The organism is Sphaerisporangium sp. NBC_01403 (assembly GCF_045040145.1).
In the GTDB taxonomy this organism is placed as follows: domain Bacteria; phylum Actinomycetota; class Actinomycetes; order Streptosporangiales; family Streptosporangiaceae; genus Sphaerisporangium; species Sphaerisporangium viridialbum.
Window position 1 is genome coordinate 5548739 of sequence record NZ_CP109534.1, and the last position, 22300, is coordinate 5571038.

Annotated in this window: 17 protein-coding genes; 7 read left to right on the top strand and 10 right to left on the bottom strand. The window is 69.0% G+C overall.

The genetic code is table 11. The annotated features are described in order from the left end of the window. The first annotated feature begins 10 nt into the window (after nt 1–10). Together OG589_RS24705 and aceE are read left to right on the top strand one after the other, a co-directional pair. On the top strand, nt 11–682 hold the full coding sequence (locus tag OG589_RS24705; RefSeq protein WP_405139952.1) for a GntR family transcriptional regulator: 672 nt from the start codon (nt 11–13) through the stop codon (nt 680–682). Nucleotides 683–993: 311 nt separating this feature from the next. Further along, nucleotides 994–3660: a pyruvate dehydrogenase (acetyl-transferring), homodimeric type gene (aceE, locus tag OG589_RS24710; RefSeq protein WP_405139954.1), complete on the top strand. Its 2667-nt coding sequence runs from the start codon at nt 994–996 to the stop codon at nt 3658–3660. Between the two features lie 152 nt (nt 3661–3812). Here the strand turns inward: aceE and OG589_RS24715 are convergent, their stop codons facing one another. The 5 genes from OG589_RS24715 to OG589_RS24735 all read right to left on the bottom strand — a co-directional run bounded on the left by OG589_RS24715 (nt 3813) and on the right by OG589_RS24735 (nt 10908). Further along, nucleotides 3813–4721, bottom strand: a complete 909-nt coding sequence (locus tag OG589_RS24715) for an SPFH domain-containing protein (RefSeq protein ID WP_405139956.1) — start codon at nt 4719–4721, stop codon at nt 3813–3815. 201 nt (nt 4722–4922) lie between these two features. Continuing rightward, nucleotides 4923–5252 carry a hypothetical protein gene (locus OG589_RS24720; RefSeq protein ID WP_405139958.1) on the bottom strand — a complete coding sequence of 110 codons (330 nt, stop codon included), beginning with the start codon at nt 5250–5252 and terminating at the stop codon, nt 4923–4925. 435 nt (nt 5253–5687) lie between these two features. Then, a complete protein-coding gene (locus tag OG589_RS24725; RefSeq protein WP_405139960.1) occupies nt 5688–9023 on the bottom strand; it encodes a DEAD/DEAH box helicase in 3336 nt (1111 codons plus the stop codon). Between the two features lie 85 nt (nt 9024–9108). Continuing rightward, nucleotides 9109–10005: a phosphorothioated DNA-binding restriction endonuclease gene (locus OG589_RS24730; protein ID WP_405139962.1), complete on the bottom strand. Its 897-nt coding sequence runs from the start codon at nt 10003–10005 to the stop codon at nt 9109–9111. A 60-nt stretch (nt 10006–10065) separates the two neighbouring features. Next, entirely contained in the window at nt 10066–10908 is an 843-nt protein-coding gene (locus tag OG589_RS24735) for an SAM-dependent methyltransferase (protein WP_405139964.1), read from the bottom strand. A 523-nt stretch (nt 10909–11431) separates the two neighbouring features. Here OG589_RS24735 and OG589_RS24740 point away from each other — a divergent pair. From OG589_RS24740 to OG589_RS24760, 5 genes are all read left to right on the top strand, one after another. After that, on the top strand, nt 11432–12073 hold the full coding sequence (locus OG589_RS24740; protein ID WP_405139966.1) for a DUF4352 domain-containing protein: 642 nt from the start codon (nt 11432–11434) through the stop codon (nt 12071–12073). Between the two features lie 132 nt (nt 12074–12205). Beyond that, complete coding sequence (locus OG589_RS24745) at nt 12206–13513, top strand: vWA domain-containing protein (protein ID WP_405139968.1); 1308 nt, start codon at nt 12206–12208, stop codon at nt 13511–13513. Nucleotides 13514–13552: 39 nt separating this feature from the next. Beyond that, nucleotides 13553–14164 (top strand): hypothetical protein, encoded by a 612-nt coding sequence (locus OG589_RS24750; RefSeq protein ID WP_405139970.1) that lies wholly within the window; start codon nt 13553–13555, stop codon nt 14162–14164. Between the two features lie 129 nt (nt 14165–14293). Then, nucleotides 14294–14635 carry a hypothetical protein gene (locus OG589_RS24755; RefSeq protein ID WP_405139972.1) on the top strand — a complete coding sequence of 114 codons (342 nt, stop codon included), beginning with the start codon at nt 14294–14296 and terminating at the stop codon, nt 14633–14635. Nucleotides 14636–14896: 261 nt separating this feature from the next. After that, the gene (locus OG589_RS24760; protein WP_405139974.1) at nt 14897–16678 is read left to right on the top strand and encodes an N-6 DNA methylase; all 1782 of its coding nucleotides are present in this window, start codon (nt 14897–14899) and stop codon (nt 16676–16678) included. A gap of 187 nt (nt 16679–16865) precedes the next feature. Here the strand turns inward: OG589_RS24760 and OG589_RS24765 are convergent, their stop codons facing one another. From OG589_RS24765 to OG589_RS24785, 5 genes are all read right to left on the bottom strand, one after another. Further along, complete coding sequence (locus OG589_RS24765; protein ID WP_405139976.1) at nt 16866–17306, bottom strand: hypothetical protein; 441 nt, start codon at nt 17304–17306, stop codon at nt 16866–16868. Beyond that, on the bottom strand, nt 17303–18997 hold the full coding sequence (locus OG589_RS24770; RefSeq protein WP_405139977.1) for a GMC family oxidoreductase: 1695 nt from the start codon (nt 18995–18997) through the stop codon (nt 17303–17305). The genes OG589_RS24765 and OG589_RS24770 overlap by 4 nt, the downstream gene beginning before the upstream one ends. Nucleotides 18998–19303: 306 nt before the next feature. Further along, a complete protein-coding gene (locus tag OG589_RS24775) occupies nt 19304–20014 on the bottom strand; it encodes an SDR family oxidoreductase (RefSeq protein ID WP_405139979.1) in 711 nt (236 codons plus the stop codon). A gap of 64 nt (nt 20015–20078) precedes the next feature. Then, complete coding sequence (locus OG589_RS24780; RefSeq protein ID WP_405139981.1) at nt 20079–21194, bottom strand: Gfo/Idh/MocA family protein; 1116 nt, start codon at nt 21192–21194, stop codon at nt 20079–20081. Nucleotides 21195–21230: 36 nt separating this feature from the next. Beyond that, on the bottom strand, nt 21231–22238 hold the full coding sequence (locus OG589_RS24785; RefSeq protein WP_405139983.1) for an alcohol dehydrogenase catalytic domain-containing protein: 1008 nt from the start codon (nt 22236–22238) through the stop codon (nt 21231–21233). Nucleotides 22239–22300: the final 62 nt, after the last annotated feature.

Sequence of the window (22300 nt, forward strand, 5' to 3'; positions counted from 1 at the left end):
AGGAGTGCCCATGGCCTCGCCTGTTGTGCGCTCGCTGCGCGAGCAGATCCGCGAGTACATCGTGGAGGGGATCGTCAGCGGGCGGTGGAAGCCGGGCGAGCGCATCGTGGAGCGGCGGATCGCCACGGAGCTGGAGGTCAGCCAGACGCCGGTCCGGGAGGCGCTGCGGGAGCTGGAGACGCTGCGGCTGATCGAGTCGGCGCCGAACAAGGGGGTCCGGGTCCGCAATCTGACCGCGGCCGACCTGGAGGAGATCTATCCGGTGCGGGCGGGCCTGGAGCAGATCGCCGCCGAGCTGGCCGCGCCCCGGTTGGGCAAGGACGTCTCGGTCCTGGAGCCCGAGGTGGCCGCGCTGTACGAGGCCGACCGCAGGAGCGATGCCGAGGCACAGGTGCGGCATACGGTGGCCTTCCATCGGGAGCTGGTGCGCGCCTCGGGGAACGGCGTGCTGCTGCACACCTGGGAGTCACTGGGCATCGAGGTCTGGACGGCGCTCTCGATACGGTGGCTGGGCACCCACCAGCAGTCGTACGCGGAGGAGCACGAGGCGGTCGTCGAGGCCTTCCGGCGAAAGGATCCGCAGGTGGGCCGGTTGGTCAAGGAGCACGTGCTCACTTGCGCGCCGCGACGCCCTACCGCGCCCGGGCGTGATCCCGAAGGCTCCCGCATACCCATGCCATAGGTCCGAGGCATCACTCAGGCCCAGGGGAGGTCTGAAGATCGACGTGCCAGGGCCAGGGCCAGCGCCATGGGCCGGAGGCCGAGGTTTGGCGGCCGGCTGCCCGAGGCCGGGAGGACCGAGGGTGGCGGGCGGGTGGCAAAAATTGAGATCATTGCCCTTGGCGAAATTTGCCGCAAGTATTTTGATCGATCATCGATCAGACGTACAGTAGGCGGGCGGGCCTACCGGTCCGCACCCTGTCCGGACGGCAGGGCCCCTTTCGTACCGTCTCGTCCTCCCCCGAGGTGCGGGCCACTTGGAAGGCAGCCCCTATGAGCGACGCCATGCGCACCCAGCCGAGCGCCCTCGACCAGTTCCCCGACCGTGATCCGGAGGAGACCGCCGAGTGGGCGGCCTCGCTGGACGCGGTCACCGAGGCCGCCGGCCCTAACCGGGCCGCCTACCTCATGCGCCGCACCCTCGAGCACGCCGAGGGCGCCGGTCTCGCGCTGCCGAGGCTGCTGGAGACCGACTACGTCAACACCATCCCGACGGCCGCCGAGCCGGAGTTCCCCGGCGACGAGGAGATGGAGCGGCGCGTCACGGCCTGGAACCGCTGGAACGCGGCGGTCATGGTGACCCGGGGCAGCCGCGATGGCCTTGGAGGCCACATCGCCACGTACGCCTCCGCCGCCTGGCTCTACGAGATCGGTTTCCAGCACTTCTTCCGCGGCAAGGAGGCCGACGGCTCGGGCGACCAGCTGTTCATCCAGGGCCACGCCTCCCCCGGCATCTACGCCCGGGCCTTCCTCGATGGACGGCTGAGCGAGGAGCACCTCGACCGCTTCCGCCGGGAGGTGGGCGGCGACGGCCTGCCTTCCTACCCGCACCCGCGCCGGCTGCCCTGGCTCTGGGAGTTCCCGACCGTGTCGATGGGCCTGGGCCCGCTGGCGGCGATCTACCAGGCGCGGTTCAACCGCTACCTGCAGCACCGCGGCATCAAGGACACCTCCGGATCCCGAGTATGGGCGTTCCTCGGTGACGGCGAGATGGACGAGCCCGAGTCGACCGCCGCGCTCACCCTGGCCGGTCGCGAGGAGCTGGACAACCTCACCTTCGTGATCAACTGCAACCTGCAGCGGCTCGACGGGCCGGTACGCGCCAACTTCAAGATCGTTCAGGAGCTGGAGGCCCGGTTCCGCGCGGCGGGCTGGAATGTGATCAAGGCCCTCTGGGGCTCGGCCTGGGACGAGCTGTTCGCACTCGACACCACCGGAGCGCTCGTACAGCGGCTGCGTGAGGTGCCCGACGCCCAGTTCCAGACGTACGCGACCCGCGACGCCGCCTACATCCGCGAGCACTTCTTCGGCGCCCACCCGGCGCTGGCCGAGATGGCGAAGGTGTTCACCGACGCGAAGATCGTCGAGTGCTTCCACACCTCGCGGGCGGGCCACGAGCCGCGCAAGGTGTACGCCGCCTACCGCGCCGCGGTCGAGCACCGCGGCGCGCCGACCGTGATCCTCGCCCAGACGGTCAAGGGCTATACGCTCGGCCCCGGCTTCGAGTCGCGCAACGCCAACCACCAGATGAAGAAGCTGACGGGCAAGCAGTTCCGCGCGATGCGCGACCTGCTGGAGCTCCCCATCCCCGACAGCAGGCTGGACGAGGACATCGTGCCGTACGTTCACCCGGGCGCCGGCTCGCCCGAGGTTCGCTACCTGCAGGAGCGCCGGGCCGCGCTGGGCGGCCCCGCCCCGGCCCGCAAGGTGCGCCCGGTGGCGTTGCCCGAGCCGCCGACCAAGCCGTTCGAGACCCTGGCCAAGGGGTCGGGCAGCCAGGAGATCGCGACGACCATGGCGTTCGTCCGCCTGGTCAAGGACCTGCTGCGGGACGAGGCGACCGGCAGGCGCTGGGTGCCGATCGTCCCGGACGAGGCGCGCACCTTCGGCATGGAGTCGCTGTTCCCGAGCGCCGGCATCTACTCCCCGCTCGGCCAGACCTACGATCCGGTCGACCGCGACATGCTGATGTACTACAAGGAGGCCGCGGACGGCCAGATCCTGAACGAGGGCATCACCGAGGCAGGTTCGATGGCGGACTTCACCGCGGCCGCCACGTCGTACGCCACCCACGGCGAGCCGATGATCCCGTTCTACATCTTCTACTCGATGTTCGGCTGGCAGCGGACGGCCGACCAGATGTGGGCGCTCGCCGACCAGCTCGGCCGCGGCTTCCTCATCGGCGCGACCGCCGGCCGTACGACGATGACCGGCGAGGGCCTGCAGCACGCGGACGGCCACTCGCACCTGATCGCCTCCACCAACCCGGCGGCGCTCGCCTACGACCCGGCGTTCGGGTACGAGGTGGCGATGATCGTCCGCGACGGCCTGCGCCGGATGTACGGGCCGGACGCGGAGAACGTCTTCTACTACCTCACGGTGTACAACGAGCCGAAGGTCCAGCCCGCCATGCCCAAGGGGGTCGAGGAGGGCATCGTCAAGGGCCTCTACCGCTTCCAGGAGGCCGAGGGCCTGCCCGGGGACGCCCCGCGCCTGCAGTTGCTCGCCTCCGGCACCGCCATCCACTGGGTCCTCGCGGCCCAGCGGGCCCTCGCCGAGTGGGGCGTAGCCGCCGACGTGTGGTCCGCCACCTCCTGGAGCGAGCTGCGCCGCGACGCCCTGGCCTGCGACGAGGCGCTGCTGAGGGGCGAGGAGCGGGTCCCGTACGTCACCCGCGTCCTTCAGGGCGCGCCCGGGCCGGTGCTCGCGGTCAGCGACTGGATGCGGGCGGTCCCGGACCAGATCAGCCAGTGGGTGCCGCAGGACTGGCACTCGATCGGCACGGACGGCTTCGGCCTGTCAGACACCCGCGAGGCGGCCCGCCGCCACTTCGGGGTCGACCCGGAGTCGATCGTGGTCGCGGCGCTCGCGGCGCTGGCCCGGCGCGGCGAGGTCAAGCCGGAGACCGTTCAGGAGGCCCGCCGGTTGTACGGGCTGTGACCCGGAGGGGCGGCGGCAGGCAGGGGGCCGCCGCCGCCCCGGTTGACCTGCTCTGATGCCATATCGGCGCGAAGCGTACCGTGGCCGCCCCTACCGACCCCGCCGCAGGCCGTCGGAGCGGGCGACGGTGACCACCAGGCCAGGCCAGCGACCTAGCCGGTCGATCGTCCGCCGACGGGCGTGGCCTGCTCGGCTTGGCGGGCGTCGGGGATGTGCGGCGCGCGCGAGATCGACGGGCCGTTGTCCGTGGCAGGCGCCGTGTCGGACGGTACGATCGCGGCATCATCCGACCGGCCGTCCTCCCCAACGGGTGCCGCTCTTTCCAGGAACCTGAGCAGCTCTACAGGGAAGGGCAGCACGAGCGTCGAGTTCTTCTCGGCGGCGACTTCGACCACGGTCTGGAGCAGGCGCAATTGCAGCGCGGCCGGGTGCAGTGCCATCGTTTCGGCGGCCTGGCTCAACTTGGCCGAGGCCTGTAGTTCGCCGTCGGCGGTGATGACGCGGGCCCGCCGCTCGCGCTCGGCTTCGGCCTGGCGGGCGATCGACCGTTTCATCGACTCGGGCAGCGCCACATCCTTGATCTCCACGCGGTCGATGTGCACGCCCCAGCCCAGCGCCGGACTGTCGATCATCAGTTCCAGGCCCTGGTTGAGTTGCTCCCGGTTGGACAGCAGGTCGTCGAGCTCGCTCTTGCCGATGATCGACCGCAGCGAGGTCTGCGCGACCTGGCCGATGGCGGACACGTAGTCCTGCACGTCAACGGCCACCCGCATCGGGTCGATGACATTGAAATAGACAACGGCGTCCACGCGGACGGTCACATTGTCGCGGGTGATGCCGTCCTGGCCGGGTACCGGCATCGTGATGATCTGCAGGTTGACCTTCTGCAGACGGTCGGCGATCGGCACGAGCAGCGCCAGCCCGGGTCCGCGGATCGCCGATTGCACGCGCCCGAACCGGTAGACGATGCCCCGTTCGAACTGCCGGACGATGCGCACGCTCGTCACCAGCCACGCCGTGCCAAGGATCAAGGCTACGAAGATCGCATTAAAGATGGTCATTTTGCACCCCCCTGGGTGCCCGTCGGCGCAGGTGAAGCATGAGGCCGACTCCTCATAAGTATCTTAATCCTCCGTCACGGCCCCACCCGCGGCCGATTGTCACCACCGTGCGGTACCCCACCCGGAAGGCTTCGGGAGTCGGTCCATACGGTCTGCCAGGCGGTGCGGTGGAGGTCGCACGCGTAGTCGATCTTCAGGACCTCAAGCGGCCAGTTCACTTCGCAGGTGGTCGCGGAACTCTCGGACCGCCACGCTGGTGCTGTATGGATCCAGGCGGTCGACGAAGCCGGTGAGGCCCTCGGTCGCGCGGGCGGAGCTGAGTGCCTTGGCCATCGGGATCGCGGCTCGGGCGAAGTCGAGGGCGTGATCCAGTTCGTCCAGTCCCAGGTACGCCTCGGCGGCGTGCACCTGGTTGAACTGAGCCGAGCGAGGAAGACGTTCCTGGAACGCGCGCACGGCTGCTTCGGCACACTCCGCCGCCCGGTGATGCTCGCCCAGCAGGCTCCAGCAGCGTCCCGCCTCGGCGTTCAATTCCACTGTCTCGTGCAGTGCGATCCACGCCGGTCGCGATCAGTGGCACCTTGGGAATAGGCGCGTTCGGCCTCAGCGAGCAGGCGCTCGACCTGCCTGGCGCAGGAGGTCTTCGCCAACCCGGAGCTGATCATCCGCCAGCGGTACCGGGACGTGGTGACCGGCTACCCCATCCGGACATTTGAGGAAGTCAGCGCAATCTCCCTCATACCTGAGCATGTCACCGAAAACTTACAGTATGAGATGAACTGCGTTCGGTGATGTCATTGCTCCACACGTTGCCGTATCCGCACCACCGGGATCGCTCGTGCGGCGCCCTTCACGGCACGACCAGGGGACCCGGTCCTACTCTCCGGACTCCCTTGCCAGACGCCAACGTGCAGGCATCGGCTGAGGATCCTGACGGCACCTCCAGCGTCGCTGTCGGTACGAGCTTCAGCCGGGCGCCGGCCCGCGCGTCCAGTGGGGCGGGTCTCGCCTGGCGGCCTCGATCGCTTTGGGGGTGGGCCGTCCGATCGTTTCGGGGACGTATTCGAGGGGAAGGCCGAACGCCTCGGCCCAGTGTCGACGCCAGGAGAGTCGACGGGCTGTGCGCCGCCGAACGCGGTTGGCGGTGGCGCGACGGCGGCGATCGGCCTCCCGGCGGGCTGCGGCCTCACCCTGTAGCCACGGCGGAGTACGCCGGGACAACCCCGCGACGAACTCGGCCGACCAGTGACCGCTGTTCGGACGGAGCAGCCGGATCACCTCGACAGACAGGCCGAAGATCTCCGCCACGGACTCGTCGGACAACCTGGAGACCACTCGGACGGCATCGTCGACCGCAGCCTGCTCGGCCCGCCGCCGTCTGGCAACCTCTTCGGCGGCGCGCTTGGCCTCCGCGTCAGCGGCCAGTTCCAGCTCCCGATCCGCTCGCGCCCGCAGCAGCCAAGACGGTGGCGAGGAGACCACCTCGTGGACGACGGGCGCCAACAGGTGGTCTCCGAACCGGGGCAGATCCGCCGGCAGCATGGCGACCGGGACACCCAACTCCCGCTCCGCGACCTCAGGCGGGACCAGGAGACCGATCAGCTCGGTCGATCTCTCGGCGAGCTCAGCGAGCATCCCCTCCAGCTCCGCACGGGAAAGGCGGGCCTCGCGCAAAGTCGCGATCAGTGGATCGACGCGCCGATCCGACATGCGGCGGAGGGGCTGGAGCGGTCCAGGCCAGACCCCGCCAGCCGCCATCAGCGCTGCGGCCCAGAGGAGGACCTGAACCGGATCCGCGTCGGGGGCCGGCTTGATGACCCCGATTTCCGCGCGGGCCGCTGCGGCCCGAGCGAGGTTCAGCTTTCGCGTCCGGGCGGCTTTCTTGGCGGCCTCCGAACGGGAGACCGCCCGGGCGACGGCGCGAAGCTCGGTGTCGGCGCGGGCGTGATCGGCCAAGGCGTCGACATCTGCCGTGCGGTAGTACGCGACGGTCAGGATCCGGCCGTATTTCCTGATCTCCTCAGTGACCACGGGCGCCAGGCCGACCACAGCGGCGATCCGTTTGAAGGCGTCAGTCGAGACGCCAAGCCTGGCCGCCGCCTCACTGGTATTGCGGCGACGCTCAGCGGCGAGAAGCCGTCGGAACAGCTCCAGGTCGGCTTGTGCCGTGTTGATGGAGACGGGGTCGAAGGTGCGATCGGGGAGACGTCTGAGCAGACCGGTCTCCACGGCGAGCTCCACCTCCCAGACGGCGAGCCCGAGCAGCCCCCGGGCCCTCTCCCGGCCGAAGCCCTTCGCCAAGACCCCCACCTCCCACGCCGGGAACCAGTGTGCCGCCTGACTACGACACTTCTCGCGGGTCGAGTACACCGCCCCGACGGGCGGCCATTTTGAGCAGCCCCCCGGCCCTGGCGTTCGGCAAGAGGATTCACTGCCGCGATGTGCGCACTTCGAGGCTCGCGGCGAGAACGTCGAAGTGGCGTGGCGTTGGCGGGCCCATTCGGCGCGGTTTCCGATGACATAGAGGCGTCGTTTCGCGCGGCTTACCGCGACGTTGAGCAGGTTGGGGCGTTGGGCGGCCCAACCCTTGGCGCCTGGCTTGTTCGGGTCGCCGCCGAGAACAAGTACGACGATCTCGGCTTCCTTTCCCTGGGCGGTGTGGACGGTACCGGCTTTGATCTTCTTGTACGGGGCGGCGATCTTCGCCGCGGCTCTCGCCACTTCGCGGAAGGGCGCGATCACCATGATGTCCTCGGGGTCGATGCCGCGGTTGTTGACAAGCCCCTCCAGCACCCAGGCCAGCGCCTTGCGCTCCTGGGGAATCCAGTGGCCGTCCGACTCGGTGCTCATCACGTCGATCCACGTGCTCGTGGGCCAGTCGAGTGGCTTCCCGGGGGCCTTTCCGTACACCATCAGGCCGTCATAGGCGATCTTGTTGGAGGTGCCGAACATCGGCTGGTCGCAGCGCCGGTGCACCCGAAGCGGGGCGCCGACCCAGACGGGCTCGTCATCCCCGGGCAGATAGGTGCCGTACGCGTTGGCGTGGTCCGCCAGCTGTTGCACGGAGGTCCTGCCCGGTAGCCAGCGTTCCTCCGGCACATGAAAGGCACGGCGGAGCGCCTGCTGGGCCGTGAACGGGAGGGTGATGACCGGCTCCAGTTGCAGGGGGTCACCGACCACCACGACGCGGCGGGACCGCCAGATCGCCCCGACGGCGGCCTGGGGCGTCGCCTGCCCCGCCTCGTCGATGAACAGCCACCCCAGGGACTCCCTGGTCAGGTGGGTGAACATTCGATCGATGGAGGAGAAGGTGGTGGAGACGGCGGGGACGACGAAGAAAAGGCTCTGCCAGGCGGCCCGGATGGCGGCTTCCGCGGCGTCCTTCGGGGCCGCGCCGGTGAGGACGTCCATCGCTCCTTGCAGGTTCCTGCGCATGGTCGCCGCCTCGGCGCGCAGTAACGCCTGGTGGAGCCGGAGAGCTTCGACGAACAGCTCGCTGCGGGCGGTGTTCCAGGCGGCGTCGATCCATGGGGAGCTTCGCTCCCGCTTGGTCTCGTCGGTCCACCAGTCGTCGCCGGGAAGGAAGTGGCCCAGGTCGTCCGCGTGCCGGCTGACCTGTCGCCGGAGTTCGGCGATCCGGTCGTGCAGCCGGGCCGGCTGGCCGAGCACCCGGCTGCCGATGTCGGCGAGGTAGTCGGTGGTGTCGCGCCACGGCGGGTGGATGGCGTTCTTGCCGGGGATCTCCAGCGTGACGTTCTGCACCGCTCCGTTGTTCGCGGAGGCGACCACGATCTCGAAACCCGTGAGGCCCTCGCGCCACGCGCGTACTGCTCGCCGGTAAACCCCGCTCGACCACCGGTGGGTGGCCGTGAAGGCGTCGCCGGTACGGGAGAGCTTCGAGAGCCGGTGCGCCCGCTCGACCACGATGGCCGCGATCAGGTCCCGCAGCATTGTGGTCTTCCCCGTGCCGGGAGGACCGTTCACCGCGAACATGCCCTTACCGGGAGCGAGGTCGGCCATCACGCTGTCCACCGCGAACTGCTGGCTGAGCGCGAGCGGTAGGTCCGCCGCCTGCGGCCATCGGCCGAGCGGCACCATGTCAGGTGCCACGCGGTCGAACACGACCTCTGGGTGGCGGCGCAAATCGACCCGAGCAGGCTCGGAGGTCCGCATGTACGCGTCAAGTGCGGCGCCGTACCGGCCGAGCCTGACCGCCTGCGCCACACGGGCGAGATCTCTGGCGATGAAGCTGTTGAGGAAGTCCGTTCCCTCGTCGGTGGAGAACTCCCGCCTCCTCGACACCTGAACGCTCCTGACCCGGATGCGGCAGGGCGCTCGTCGCGGTGGCCTGCACCACCCGCCCGCCGCAGGCGGGTGCCCAGCTCGCTTACGTGCCGCGAGCGGGAGCGCGGAAGACCTGGCGGTTGTGCCATTCGATGTTGGCGGTGTCGATGGGTTCGAGGCCTGGCTGTGGTTGGCGGACGGGGCGCTCGGTCAGGGCGAGGACCATCTCCTTGGCCGCCCGCGACCGGCCGACGAACTTCGCGGAGACGGCGATCGTACGGTCGGGGGTCAGGCCGAGGACGCCCTTGTCGAACAGCTTGTGGTGGATCGCGCACAGGCACAGTCCGTTGGACGTCGCGTCCGGTCCTTCGAATGCCCACCAGCGGACGTGGGCGGCGTCGAGGCCGACCGCTGTGCCGTCCAGCCAGCCGTCGTACTCGCAGAACGCGCAGCAGTACTCATAAGCCATGAGGACGTTCTGGCGGAACGCGGTATTTCGCCGGACCATCGCACGTGCCGTGGTTCTCACCGGATCGGCTGCGCCGAGAGTCTCCAGGTCCAGGCCGGTGAGCTGGCAGATGTCGGCGTGCAGGGAGGGTTCGAAGTTGGCGTCGAGCAGGTATCGCGCGAGGCGGACCACCAGATGGGAGTCGTCGAACAGGGCACGCAGGAGGTCGGGGTGGAGTCGGCCGGACGCCTGGGAGTCACGAAGACGGCTGAGCTCTGAGCCAGGGCTTCCCGGCCCGTTCACGGTGTCCACGAGCCAGATGCCGTCGCTGGTCAAATGGTGGAACGGGTAGCCGGGGCTGGTGTCACGCGGCGGTCCGAACTCCTTGAGAAGACGCTTCAGGTCAGCCTCAGCGGCGCTGAACGGGATCGGTCCGGCGCCGTGGCTTTGGAACCGGCCCAGGGCGTAGAGCAGCAGGAGCGGCTTGTGCGGCGCCCGTTCGCCATTACGCGTCCAGCGCCGGATGTCGGCGACCCGCTCCACCCAGTCCATGGCCCATCACCCTACGGTGATCTTCATCTTGGCGACAGGTGCTCCTTTCGCCGTCGAAGGCTAGGGCTTCCTGGCGACGGCGCCGGCGTAGGTGTGGAGGGTGAGGCTCAGCTCGGTGAGGTCCCCCGGATCGGGCCGCCACTCCGACAGCGGTACGAGACCCGGCTCCACGAACTCCATGTCACCGAAGTACCCGAGAATCTCCTCACGGGTGCGCCACCGCCCAGTCCCCAGGTTCTCGTTGAAGACCTTCTCGCCGACCAAGGCCTGTCTGGATGCGTCCGGATGCTCGTCGCCGGGGTTGAAGAAATGCGCGATCGCCATGTAGCTGCCCGATGGGAGCACCTCCCGAAACGCGGCCGCCACGCTGCCAGGGCCTTCCTCGTCGTGGAAGTGGTGCAGAATGCTGAAGAGCAGCAGCCCTACCGGCTCGGTGAAGTCGATCAAGTGCCTTACCTGCGGGTGGTCAATGATCGACTCGGGCTCGCGTACGTCCGCCTGGATCACCGTGGTGGTGCCGTTGTCGGCGAGGAGCTGTCTGCCGTGGGCGAGCACCATAGGATCATTGTCCACGTAGACGACCCGTGCCATCGGGTCGATCTCCTGGGCGATCTCGTGCACGTTTCCCTGGGTGGGAAGCCCAGATCCGAGATCGAGGAACTGGCGGATCCCCGCGTCAGCGGTCAAGTAGCGCACTACGCGCCGCAGGAACCGCCGGCTCGCGATTCCGGCCGTCTTCCCGTCGGGCGCGATCCGCAGCGCCATCTCGCCGAACTGCCGGTCGACGGCGAAGTTGTTCGTGCCTCCGATCATGAAGTCGTAGACGCGCGCGATGCTCGGTTTGGACGTGTCGATCTCAGGCGGCAGCTGATCCCGCCGGCTTTGCCCCTCGTCGTCGGACAAACCTTCTCGCCCTCCTAGATCGCGTTGAAGAACGCCTTGGGGAACGGATTTTCGATCTCGGTGCCCCCGCTGCGTGCGCGTCCCGACCGGCTCCGAACGGCGAACGCGGCCCCGCGGTGGTCCCAGAACAACCGCTCAATATGACGAGGATTACACCCTCACGCGCACGCATGCCAGCCCCTCGCGGCCGGAGCAGGCCCGGGGGGTTCGAGTCCCTGGCGGTGCACGGTTCATACCGCCGGAGCGCGGGCTAGAGGACAGTTCCGCACTACAGCAATCACAGTTGTGCACTCGATTCACACATGGTTAAATGAAGAACAGCATCACTGCTTTGCTTCACACTTCTCAGCCACCGTGATACCCGCAGGCACGGCGCCGCGTCAGCAGACACGACTCCGCTACCCGATCGACGTACACGCGCGACCTCGATTGGCCCTCTCGCAGTAGCTGAACCTCCTCACGTACGAGCTTTGTCGCCCATGCCGGAAAGTCACTCACCTTCCCCTTAACCAGGAGTTTTGCCATGCACGGAAACCAGCCGCACGACGGGCCGCCGCGGTACGGCTACGCGCAGCCGTACCCGCAGACCGTGATCGTGCAGAAGAAGGGCAGCGGTTGCCTGCGCGCCTTTCTCATCGGCGCGGCGGTGATGGCCGGGCTCATCCTCCTCGGCACGCTGGTCAGCGGCGGCGGGTCGTCTGATGACAGCGTTGGCGTCACCGCGGCGTCCGCGCCCGCCAAGGAGAAGGCGACGACCAAGCCAAAGCCGCCCGGCGTCGGCGACGTCGTCAAGGACGGGAAGTTCGCCTTCAAGGTGACCCGGGTCGAGAAGGGGCTGGCACAGGTCGGCGAAGGTTTCACGGTTTCCAAGGCGCAGGGGCAGTACGTGCTGGTCCACCTCACCGTGAAGAACATCGGTGACAAGGCTCAGCTTTTCACCGACTCCGCGCAGAAGCTCATCGACACCAAGGACCGGCAGTACGACGCGGCCACGGGAGCCGCCGCGCTGGGTCTCGACGACTCCAACGCCTTCCTCAACAACATCAACCCCGGCAACTCCGTGCAGGGCATCCTGCTCTTCGACGTGCCCAAGGATCTGCGGCTCAAGGCCGTCGAACTCCACGACTCGATCTTCTCCGACGGCGTCTCCGTCACGCTGCGCTGACACCTCCTGGGTACGGGCCTCGCCATCGCCCCGTCGCGAAAGAGCGTGGTCCCCGCGCTCCAACCCGTCTACACCTCCGCCGGCTCCCGGCACCCCCAGCCTGTCTTCACCTTCGCCGATAGGACATGTGTCATGCACGTCTCAGCTCACCTGGACCTAGACGTGGTCCCGCTCGACCAGGAGGACGAGGTCACCGTCCTCGTCCAGGTCACCGCCCCCAAACCGAAGCCTTCCGCGCTCCGGCAGCCCGCCACCCTTCAGATCGTCCTCGACCGCAGCGGCTCCATGGCCGGAGGCCGCCTCGAAGGTGCTCAAAGAGCGCTGCTCGCCCTGGTGGACCGGCTTGACGCGGCCGACAACTTCGGCCTGGTCAGCTTCGACGACACCGCCCAGGTGGACGTGCCCGCCGGGCCGCTGACCGACAAGCGCGCCGCCAAGCACGCGATCGCCGCACTCCGCCCCGGCAATTCCACCGACCTGTCCAGCGGACTGCTGCGCGGCATCCACGAGGCCCATCGGGCGGCGAGCGACCGCGGCGCGACCCTCCTGCTGATCTCGGACGGGCACGCCAACGTGGGCGTCACCGACCCGGGGAGGCTGGGCCAGATAGCCATGGCCGCCCATCGCCAGGGCGTCGCGACCACCACGCTCGGATACGGCCTCGACTACGACGAGGAGCTCATGGCCGCCATCGCCGACGGTGGGACCGGCAGCGCCCTGCACGCCCAGGACCCGGACACGGCGGGGCAGCTCATCGCCGCCGAGGTCGACGGCCTGCTCGCCAAGGTCACCCAGGCCGCCTCGCTGACGATCACCCCTCGTCACCCCGTCACCTCCGTCCTGCTGTACGGCGGGCTGCCGTCGAGCCGGCTGCCCAACGGCGCGATCATGGCCGAGCTGGGCGATCTCTACGCGGGAGAGACCCGCAAGACCCTCCTGCGGCTGCTCGTCCCCGGCATCTCACAGTTCGGCATGCTCACGATCGCGGAGCTCGTCTTCACGTATGTGGAAGCGGAGACGCTGACCACGTACACCGTCACCGTCCCGGTCACGATCAACGTCGTCCCGGGCGAAGAGGCCGCCGGCCGTGTTCCCGACCTGACCGTACGGGCGGAGCGCCTGTTCCAGGAGGCGCAGGACGCCAAACGCCAGGCCTCCGAGGCCTTGCTCAAGGGCGACATCGCCGGAGCCGAGGAAGTGCTCAAGGCCGCCGGGGACGAGCTGGAGAAGGGCCTCGCCTGGGCGCCCAACGGTGCGGAACTGGCCGCCGAGGTGCGCGAACTGCGCGGGTACGCCCGCGACTCGTACATGGACCGCAAGCGCGTCTCCAAGGAAGCCCTCGCGAGCTGGCACCGCAGAACCCGAAAGCGCGGCCGCCCCTCCCCCGAGCCAGGAAACTCCCCCGACGCCCCCTCCAGCGACCCGTCCGATCAGGGCTGAGTGCGCAAACCGCTCCACCTCGTTCAAGGAGAAACCGACATGTTCCGCCGTTTACTCGCCATGCTGACCCTTGCCGCCGTCGCGTTCACCACCGGCGGTGTCAGCGCGACCTCCGCGTACGCCGACACGAAGTACAGGGGCGAGGGCGACCAGGTGCTGCGCATCAGCGCCACCAAGAAGCCCGGCATCATCCGCTTCACCCACGACGGCGAGTCCAACTTCATCGTCTACACGGTCAACCCGCGCGGGAAGAAGGACGACCTGCTGGTCAACGAGATCGGACCCTACGACGGCACCGTGCTCTACAACGCCTACTCCAGCAAGGGGACCATAGGCCTTGCGATCAAGGCGGACGGTGCCTGGACCGCCACCTTCAAGCCCGTCTCCGGCGCCCGCTGCTGGTGTTCGGCGACGCTGCGGGGCACCGGTGACCAGGTCCTCAAGCTCACCCCCACCAGGGGACTCCGCACCATGCGCGCGACCCACGACGGCGACTCCAACTTCATCGTGTACGGCTACCCGCGCATCGGCTTCTACCCCGATCTGCTCATCAACGAGATCGGTTCCTACAAGGGCAAAGTGCTGCTGCCCACCGGCACCCGCCTGGTCACGGTCAAGGCCGACGGCTCCTGGACCCTGGTCCGACGCTGATACTTGCCGGCGGTACCCCGAGGATGGCTGTTACGCCATCGGCGAGCGGGGCCGCCTGCCCGGGCATGTGATCGAGGCCTATCAGGATGCGCACGCGTCCAGCCTCTAAGTTGAACGGAGTCAAGTCCTATGCGAATCGTCGGAGCTGAGGCGAACCGCATCTACAACGAGATGCACCGCGAGTGGGCGCTCACCTATCAGGTCGATCCTGCCGAGGATCCGGAGTTCCTGCGCTTGTATCGCGAACGGATCGGCCAGGACCCCGAGACGGGACTCTACCTTGACTCGGACTACCACCTAGGCAAGCGGTTGATCTCGTCTTCTGACGATTTAACCGTGTCACCACCCGGGACACCGCGCCCGACGCGCAGGCAACTTCCCGACAGCTCAGAAGAACCCCACGCCTGCACTGCGTCGGACCAGACGGCAGCGGAGCGCATTGGCCCGGTTGACGACGAGGACGGAGGGTGATGGCACCCGGCACGCTTCTTCAGGTCTTCCGGCAACGCACCCAGATCGATCGCGGCTAACGGTCGCCTAGTAGGGCGTGAATCTGATACACGTGTTCTGGGCGCGTAATCGACTCTCGTAACTCTCCTCGTATAAGTTGGCATCCGCCTGACATGGCAAGACGTTGGTACGAGAAGAGACCAGGGGTGTGCGATGGCCGGAGACGAGGCGACCGTCACGTCGGCCGATATCGCGCGTATGGCGGGGGTTGGGCGCGCTGCTGTGAGCAACTGGCGGCGCCGGCACGAGGACTTTCCCGAGCCGGTCGGCGGGACGGCGACCAGCCCCACCTTCTCCCTCAAGGATGTCGAGGCGTGGCTGCTCGGCCAGGGCAAGGTCGAGGAGCTGCCCTTGCAGGAGCGGGTCTGGCAGCAGATCAGGGCGGCCACCGACGAGATCCGGCTCGGCGAGGTGGTGGCGGAGGCCACCGAGCTGCTGCGCGGTCAGGGCAAGCCCCGGCTGGTACCGCGGCCCGCGTGGAAGCTCATCAAGGAGTACGCCGAAGAGCAGGGCAGCGCCGAGGCGACCCGATTCCTGCTGGACCGCTACGCCGAGGTCCACTCCCGCCGGCTGGTCGAGACGCCCGCCGAAGTGGCGGACTTCATGGTGAAGCTGGCCGGACCGGGCGTCCAGACGGTTCTGGACCCCGCCTGCGGGTTGGGGATTCTCCTGACCGCGATGAGCGGAGTGGAACGCGTCTACGGGCAGGAGTACGACGACTCTCTCGCCCGGCTGTCGCAGACGCGTCTTTCGCTGGACGGGGTCGAGGGCGAAGTGCGGACCGGCGATTCCCTCCGCCAGGACGCCTGGCCGGGCGTGACCGTGGACGCCGTGATCTGCCATCCGCCGTTCAACGAGCGCAACTGGGGATACGACGAGCTGACGAGCGACCCGCGCTGGGAGTACGGCCTTCCTCCCAAGTCGGAGTCGGAGCTCGCCTGGGTCCAGCACGCGCTCGCCCACCTGAACCCCGGCGGTGTCGCGGTCCTGCTGATGCCCGCCGTCGCCGCCAACCGCCGATCGGGCCGGCGGATCCGCAGCAACCTGCTCCGCCGGGGCGTGGTCCAGGCCGTGATCGGCCTCCCGCCGAAGATGGCGTCCGGCACCGGGCTTCCCGTGCACGTCTGGGTTCTGCGCAAGCCCGCGGGCGACAGCCGTACGCCGTCGCGCGTGCTGATGGCCGAGGCCGAGCCCGCCGGCTTCGACGCGATCGCCGAGCTGTGGCGCGCCTTCCAGGATGATGCCGGGCGCGAGGTGGACCTGCCGGGTGAGATCCGCACAGTCCCGATCATCGACCTGATCGACGAGGACATCGACGTGACCCCGGCGCGGCACGTGGGCGTCGCGGACGAGGCGGGAGGCGACTATCCCTCCTTCCGCGAGCAGTTCGTGCGCCGCCTCGAACGACTCGCGACGCTGGTGCCCGACGCGCTGCCCGGTAAGGCCAGGGAGATGCCGATGGTCCCGCTCTCGGAGCTGGAACGGACCGGAGCGCTGACGATCCACCAGTCCGGCAGGTACGACGTCGACGGCTCGGGTGAGCTCGTACTCGACGCCGGCCACCTGTTCACGGGAGGACCTGTCGTGGCGCGCACGCGGCCCGAGAACAGGGTCGTGATCCAGCCGGGTGACGTGGTCGTCGCGACGCGCGATCGGGAGATCGCGGCCGAGGTGGTCGAGGACGCCGGCTACCTGCTCGGCCCTCGTCTCACCCTTCTCAGGCCAGATGCGGACCGTATCGATCCGTACTTTCTCGCGGGGTTCGTGCGCACCCTGTCGCTGTCGACGGGCGGCACCCAGTCGGGTCTGACGCGCTTCGATCCACGCCGCGCCCAGGTGCCGCGCCTTCCCCTGGACGGGCAGCGCCGGTACGGCGAAGCGTTCAGGAACCTTTTCGCCTTCGAGGCAGAGCTACGCGAAGTGCACGGTTCCGGCCTGACGGTGGCGGCGTCGGTCGCCATGGGACTCGCCAGCGGCGCGCTGAACCCCCTGCCACCGGCCTGATCGCCACGGTCCGCTTCCCGAGGCGGCGCGGGTTCGTGGGGGTTCACGCAGGGGTCTTTCAGGAAGTCCCACGTCGTAGACGCCTACCCCGTCGTGGTGGCCACCGCCGCGCCGCGGACGTAGCGCGGCGCGCGCCCGCCGGGCTCGCGTCACATCAGTTCGCGAGCGCCCGCGGAACATGCGACGATTACGCTGGCACTCGGCGATAGATGTGGCCTCGATCGACTACCGGGGCAAGAATCTCGTCCTCGAGATAATACTCAGCTTCCCCGTCAGCGGCAGGGAGACGGCGCGGCGCGATACCGGGATAGCCCAGGGCAGCGCGTACGGCCGGATTCATGAAATAGGCACCGGCTACGGCGAACGCGAACCTCTCGAAGACGTCGCGTTGACGGAGCCGCAGATCCCTGAGTGCCTCCTCGGGCGCACCAGGACTCGCGAGTGCGTGGGTGACGGCGCTAGCCAGGTCGGGGTTCGCAGCCAGCGCGCGATTGATCCACTGGCCCGCCACGTCCGCGTCACCGGCGGACGGGAGGCCGGATCCGCCGGGGATCAGGACGTCGGCCAACGCGGCGAGGCGAGCCCGCGAAACGTCACCCGGTTCAGTCGAAAGGTCGAGGGCGGTCACGCCGTCACCTCCTGTTCCCGAGCGTTGGATGCGATGTAGCTGGCAGTACGTTTCGCCAGCGCGCAGATCGTGGCGGTCGGGTTCACGGCCGTCGAGGTGGTGAACACGCTTGCATCGATGACGTAGAGGTTTGGCACGTCGTGCGTCCTGCCGAAGCGGTCGACGACCGACGTGGCCGGGTCGTCGCCCATCTTGGCGGTGCCCGTGTTGTGCCCGGTCATGAAGTTGCGCCCGGCGACCCAGGCCTTCTTCGCGCCAGCGGCCTCGTGTGCCTCCAGCGTCCTTGCCAGGTTGAAGTCGACGATCTTGCGCGTGTTGTCGGAGACCCGGTAGTGCACCTTCGCCGCCGGCAGCCCGTCGGAGTCGGTGAGCGAGGGGTGCAACGAAACGAAGTTCGTCTCCTCCGGGAGGTCTTCCGGGACGACGTGCCACTGAAGCATGCGAACGAACGACTTCATCCTGGCGGCCGAGCCTTGCCCCCAGAACTCCTCGCCACTGAGACTCCCTGGATCCGTCCACTTCTCAGCCGCTTCGAGGGGCCCCGCGATGGGCAGCAGGGACCACTTCGCGCCGCGGACGAAACCGCGCGACGGGTCCGACTCGTAGAACTGCATCGAGCCGATATGCTCGCCGGCCGGTCCCAGCCAGTTCTCCAGGTCATCCTCGTAGATGCCGACGGACGCGGCGTACGGGTGCAGCATGAGCCGCTTTCCGACCAGGCCAGAGGAGTTCGCCAGGCCGTCCGGGAAGCGGTCGGACGCCGACATCAGAAGCAGGCGGGGGGTTCCGATACCGCCGGCCGCCATGATGACCACCGAAGCCGACTGGAAGTGCTCATGACCGTCGCGCAGGTAGACCGCTCCGTTGGCGCGACCGCGTTCGTCGAGCGTCACCCGCGCGACCCGAGCGCGGGTGATGACCTTCGCACCCAGCGCCACCGCGTCCGGCAGGTGGGTGACGTCGGTGGAGGACTTCGCACCTTCCGGGCAGCCCATCCGGCAGATGCCATAGCGGACGCACTGCCCCTCCTTCCCGCGATTCACCGTCGGGATGGAATTGGTGCCAGGCCACCAGTGCCAACCGAGCCGGTTCATGCCTTCGGCCATGGTCCGGCCGGTCCGGTGGATGGGCGCGGCCGGCAGGGGCGGCTCGAACCCCGGAGGGTAGGCAGGGTTTCCGGCGAGACCGGAGACGGCCATCTCGCGCTCGACGGCCTGGTAGTACGGGAGGAGCTCCTCGTACGTGAGGGGCCAGTCATCGGCTAGGCCATCGAGAGTGCGCACCCGGAAGTCGGAGGGCAGGGCCCGGGCCCAGATGCCGCCGTAGAGCACGCTCGAGCCACCCACACCGTTGTACATCCATACCGGCAGGTCAGACTCGCTGTGGTCCACAGGATAGTCCTCGCGGCGACCGCGAACGTTCGGGTCCGGATGCCAGTTCTTGGACCCGGCCAGCTCGTATTCGGGCTTGTTCCCCGGCAGGTTACCGGGGTCGACCCACGCACCCTGCTCAAGGCAGACGACCTTGAACCCCGCCTCAGCCAGATGCCTGGCTGCAATTCCCGCCGAAGTCCCCGCTCCAACGATCAGGACATCTGCGTGATCATTCATGGAACCCACACCAACCCACTCCCGTGCGGCTTCGCGGCCTTCCCTGCGTCGAAGACCACCGAGAAGCAGCCTGCCCGGCAAGCCGGGCCATCTTGCGAATCGTTGGGAACTATTGCAACTCGTTGGGACTGTTGTCAAGCCACGACGGCGCGGACACGACGCGGTCGTTCTCCGGGACCGCATGCCGTACGCGCCGGGCGGTGACCTCCGTCGAACCCGGTCCGCGGCGCGTCGCCGGTCTCGTCGAAACAGATGAGCTCGCGACCGTCGGCCAGCGCGGTGACCGTACGCGTGATCGCGCTCGCGCCCGATCGGGCCATGTGAACGGTCACCAGGACCTTCCGACTGCACGATGCGCCCCGGCCGCAACCCGGCCGGGGCGGTACGTCAGCCCCACGACTGCTCCGTCATGGAGCGGAAGGCGACCTCGAGCATGCGGTAGTGGCGCGGTCGGGTGAGCGCGAAGACGACCATCTCCGCCACGTCCTCGGGCCGCATCATGTCCGCCAGTTCCGGCATCTCGGGAGTGCGGAGGCCGCGCCCCATCCCGAAGTTGGTGGCCACCCCGCCCGGGCAGACGTTGCAGCAGCGGATGCCGCTCTCGCGGAGCTCGTGATCCAGAGACCGGGTGAATCCGACCGCGGCGAACTTGGTCGCCACGTAGGCGGCCTCATTGGGCAGCCCCCGCCGGCCGGCTTCGGACGCCACGGTGATGATGTCCGCGGCGCGGCGGGCGCGCAGGTGCGGCAGCGCGGCGCGGACGGTGTGGAACAGGCCCCTGATGTTGACGTCGACCATCTCGTCGAGGTCGGCCAGGGGCGTGTCCGCGAAGTCGCCCCACGAGCCGACGCCAGCGTTCGCGACCACGATATCCAGGCCGCCGAAGCGCTCCACGGTCTCCGCGACCGCCGCCTCCACCTGCGTCGGGTCCCGCACATCGCAGGACACGCTCACGCAGTCCGCAAGCCCCGGATCCGGCGCGGTGCGGGACGCGAGGCCCAGCTTGACCCCCTCCGCGGCCAGCGCGTGCGCGACGGCAACCCCGATACCGCTGCTGGCCCCCGTAACGAAGGCGACCTTTCCCGCAAGGATCGTCATTTCCAGGCTCGCTCTCTACGACTCCCGGCGGGCGCTGGGCCCGCCGGGACACCGGCAACTCGGACTATGGTCGGACGGCCGTGGCCCACGGCTCGGCGCCGGTGGTGACCGGCCCCCCAGCATCGGCGGCGGCGTGGATGGCGAGTGCCAGCAGGTGGTCCTGGCACGCATCGGCGAGCGGGTACGGCGCCGGGGCGAGGCCGCGCCGCCAAAGGCCGGTCCGCTCCAGGCAGGTGGCGATCGCGATCTCTTCGTCCGACAGCCGCCTGCCGGGGTACGGGTTGCGGTAGAGCACCCGGCCGGCGCAGCTCAGCGTGTCGAGGTCCGCCCCTTCGAGGTTGCCGTCCAGCCCGGTATGCCGGCGCATGATGGGCGCGCTCACCGGCGTGCCGCTCTCCGTGCTCCAGGTGACCTGGTCGCCGACGATCTCGCCGTGGCTGCCCCGCACGATCACGTGCCGGCGGCGCCAAGGGTTGAACCACTGCCCCTCCGTGAAGTCGTAAACGCCGGTGCGGCCCGCCATCTCCAGCACCGCGAGGGTGTGGTCGGACTGCCGCACCTCCTGCGTCGCCGGCCAGCCGCCCCGATCGGGGCCTTCGAGCAGCGGGCCGGCCGTACGCGCCGCGCTCACCCGCGCCGGCTCTGCCCGGACTCCGAGCAGGGTCCGCAACAGCGCGGTGGCGTGGTAGTCGTGCGTCCAGGACACCTGCGCGGAGGTGACCCGGCCCAGTACGCCTTCCGCGATGAGCGTCCGCAGCGCGACAACCACCGGCAGGTACGGGTGCTGCTCGGCGACCTGGACCAGGTCGCTGGCACCGACAGCGGCCCAGAGCCGGCGCAGCCCGTCCGGGTCGGGAGCGGGCGGCGTCTCCGACAGCACCGGCGTGCCGAGCGCGACCAGCGACTCCACCACCTGCGGGTTGGCTTCCCTGGGCACGGACGTGACCACGACCTCGGGCGCGCCGGCCGCCACGAGTTCCTCCGGACGCCGATACGTTGGGATGCCCCACTGCTGTTCGAGCCGCGCGCCGACGTCGGCGCGGCGGGTCACCGCGCCAACGCATTGGAAGCGCTCCGGCGCCTGGCGGGCCAGGCGGAGGTAGAAGTCGGCCCGCCAGCCGTGCCCGACGATGCCGTAGCGGACCGGGTCGGCAGGCTCAGCCGCGGAACTGACCGACATACTCGGGCTCTCCATCTGTTGTGAACGCGGTGAGGATCAGGGAACGAGGACCGCGCGTGCCCGGATCTCGCCGGCCTTGAGCATGCGCAGCACCTCGTTGGCCTCAGCCAGCGGGAAGTCGGCATGGATGCTGCGCAGCTTGCCCGCGGCGGCCATGTCCAGCACCTCGCGCATCTGCTGGCGGTTGCCGAGCACGGAGCCGACGATGATCTTCTCGTCGCCGATGTCGATCGCGCCGGGGACCGGCTCGGCGACACCGAGGACGATGCGCGCCCCGGGCTTGGTGATGCGCACCGCTTCGGCGACGGAGGCCGCCGACGGCGCGAAGACGATCGCCGCGTCGAGCGAGGCGTCGGGCACGAAGCTGCCGTCCGCGCCCTTCGGGCTGTAGGACTTCACGGCGCCAAGCTCCTCGGCCACCGCCTGGTGCATGGCGCTTCGCGTCACCGCGTACACGTCGGCGCCCGTGAGGCCGGCCATCTGGATCACCATGTGACCCACCCCGCCGACGCCCAGCACGGCGACCTTCTGCCCGGGCGACAGGGCGGCCTTGCGCACCGAGCCGTAGGCGGTGATGCCGGGGCAGAACAGCGGCGCGGCCTCGGTGTCGGACACCCCGGCGGGGATCGGGTAGGCGTACGCCGACTCGGCGAGCATGTACTCGGCGTAGCCGCCGTCGAGGGTCTCCCCCGTGATCTGCTTCGTGCGGCAGAGCTGCTCCCGTCCGGACAGGCAGAACTCACAGACCCCGCAGGTGGACCAGATGGGTTGGACACCGACCCGGTCCCCGACGGCGAGGTGGCGCACGGCGCTGCCGAGCGCCGAGACGGTCCCGACCACCTCGTGCCCCGGGATGATCGGCAGACTCGACGGAGTGGCGGGCAGCCAGTCGCCCTCGACCATGTGCAGGTTCGACCGGCACACCCCGCACGCGGTGACCTTGATGACGATCTGACTCGGGCCCGCCGTTGGCTCGGCGACGTCCCGCAACTGGAGCGGCTTGTCCTCGATCGGGCCTGCGTGTTCGAGTAGGGCTGCCTTCATTACCTGCTTCTTCCTGAACGGACGGTGGTGAGGTCCTGCCCGGCCCTTGAGCGGACGTGCCG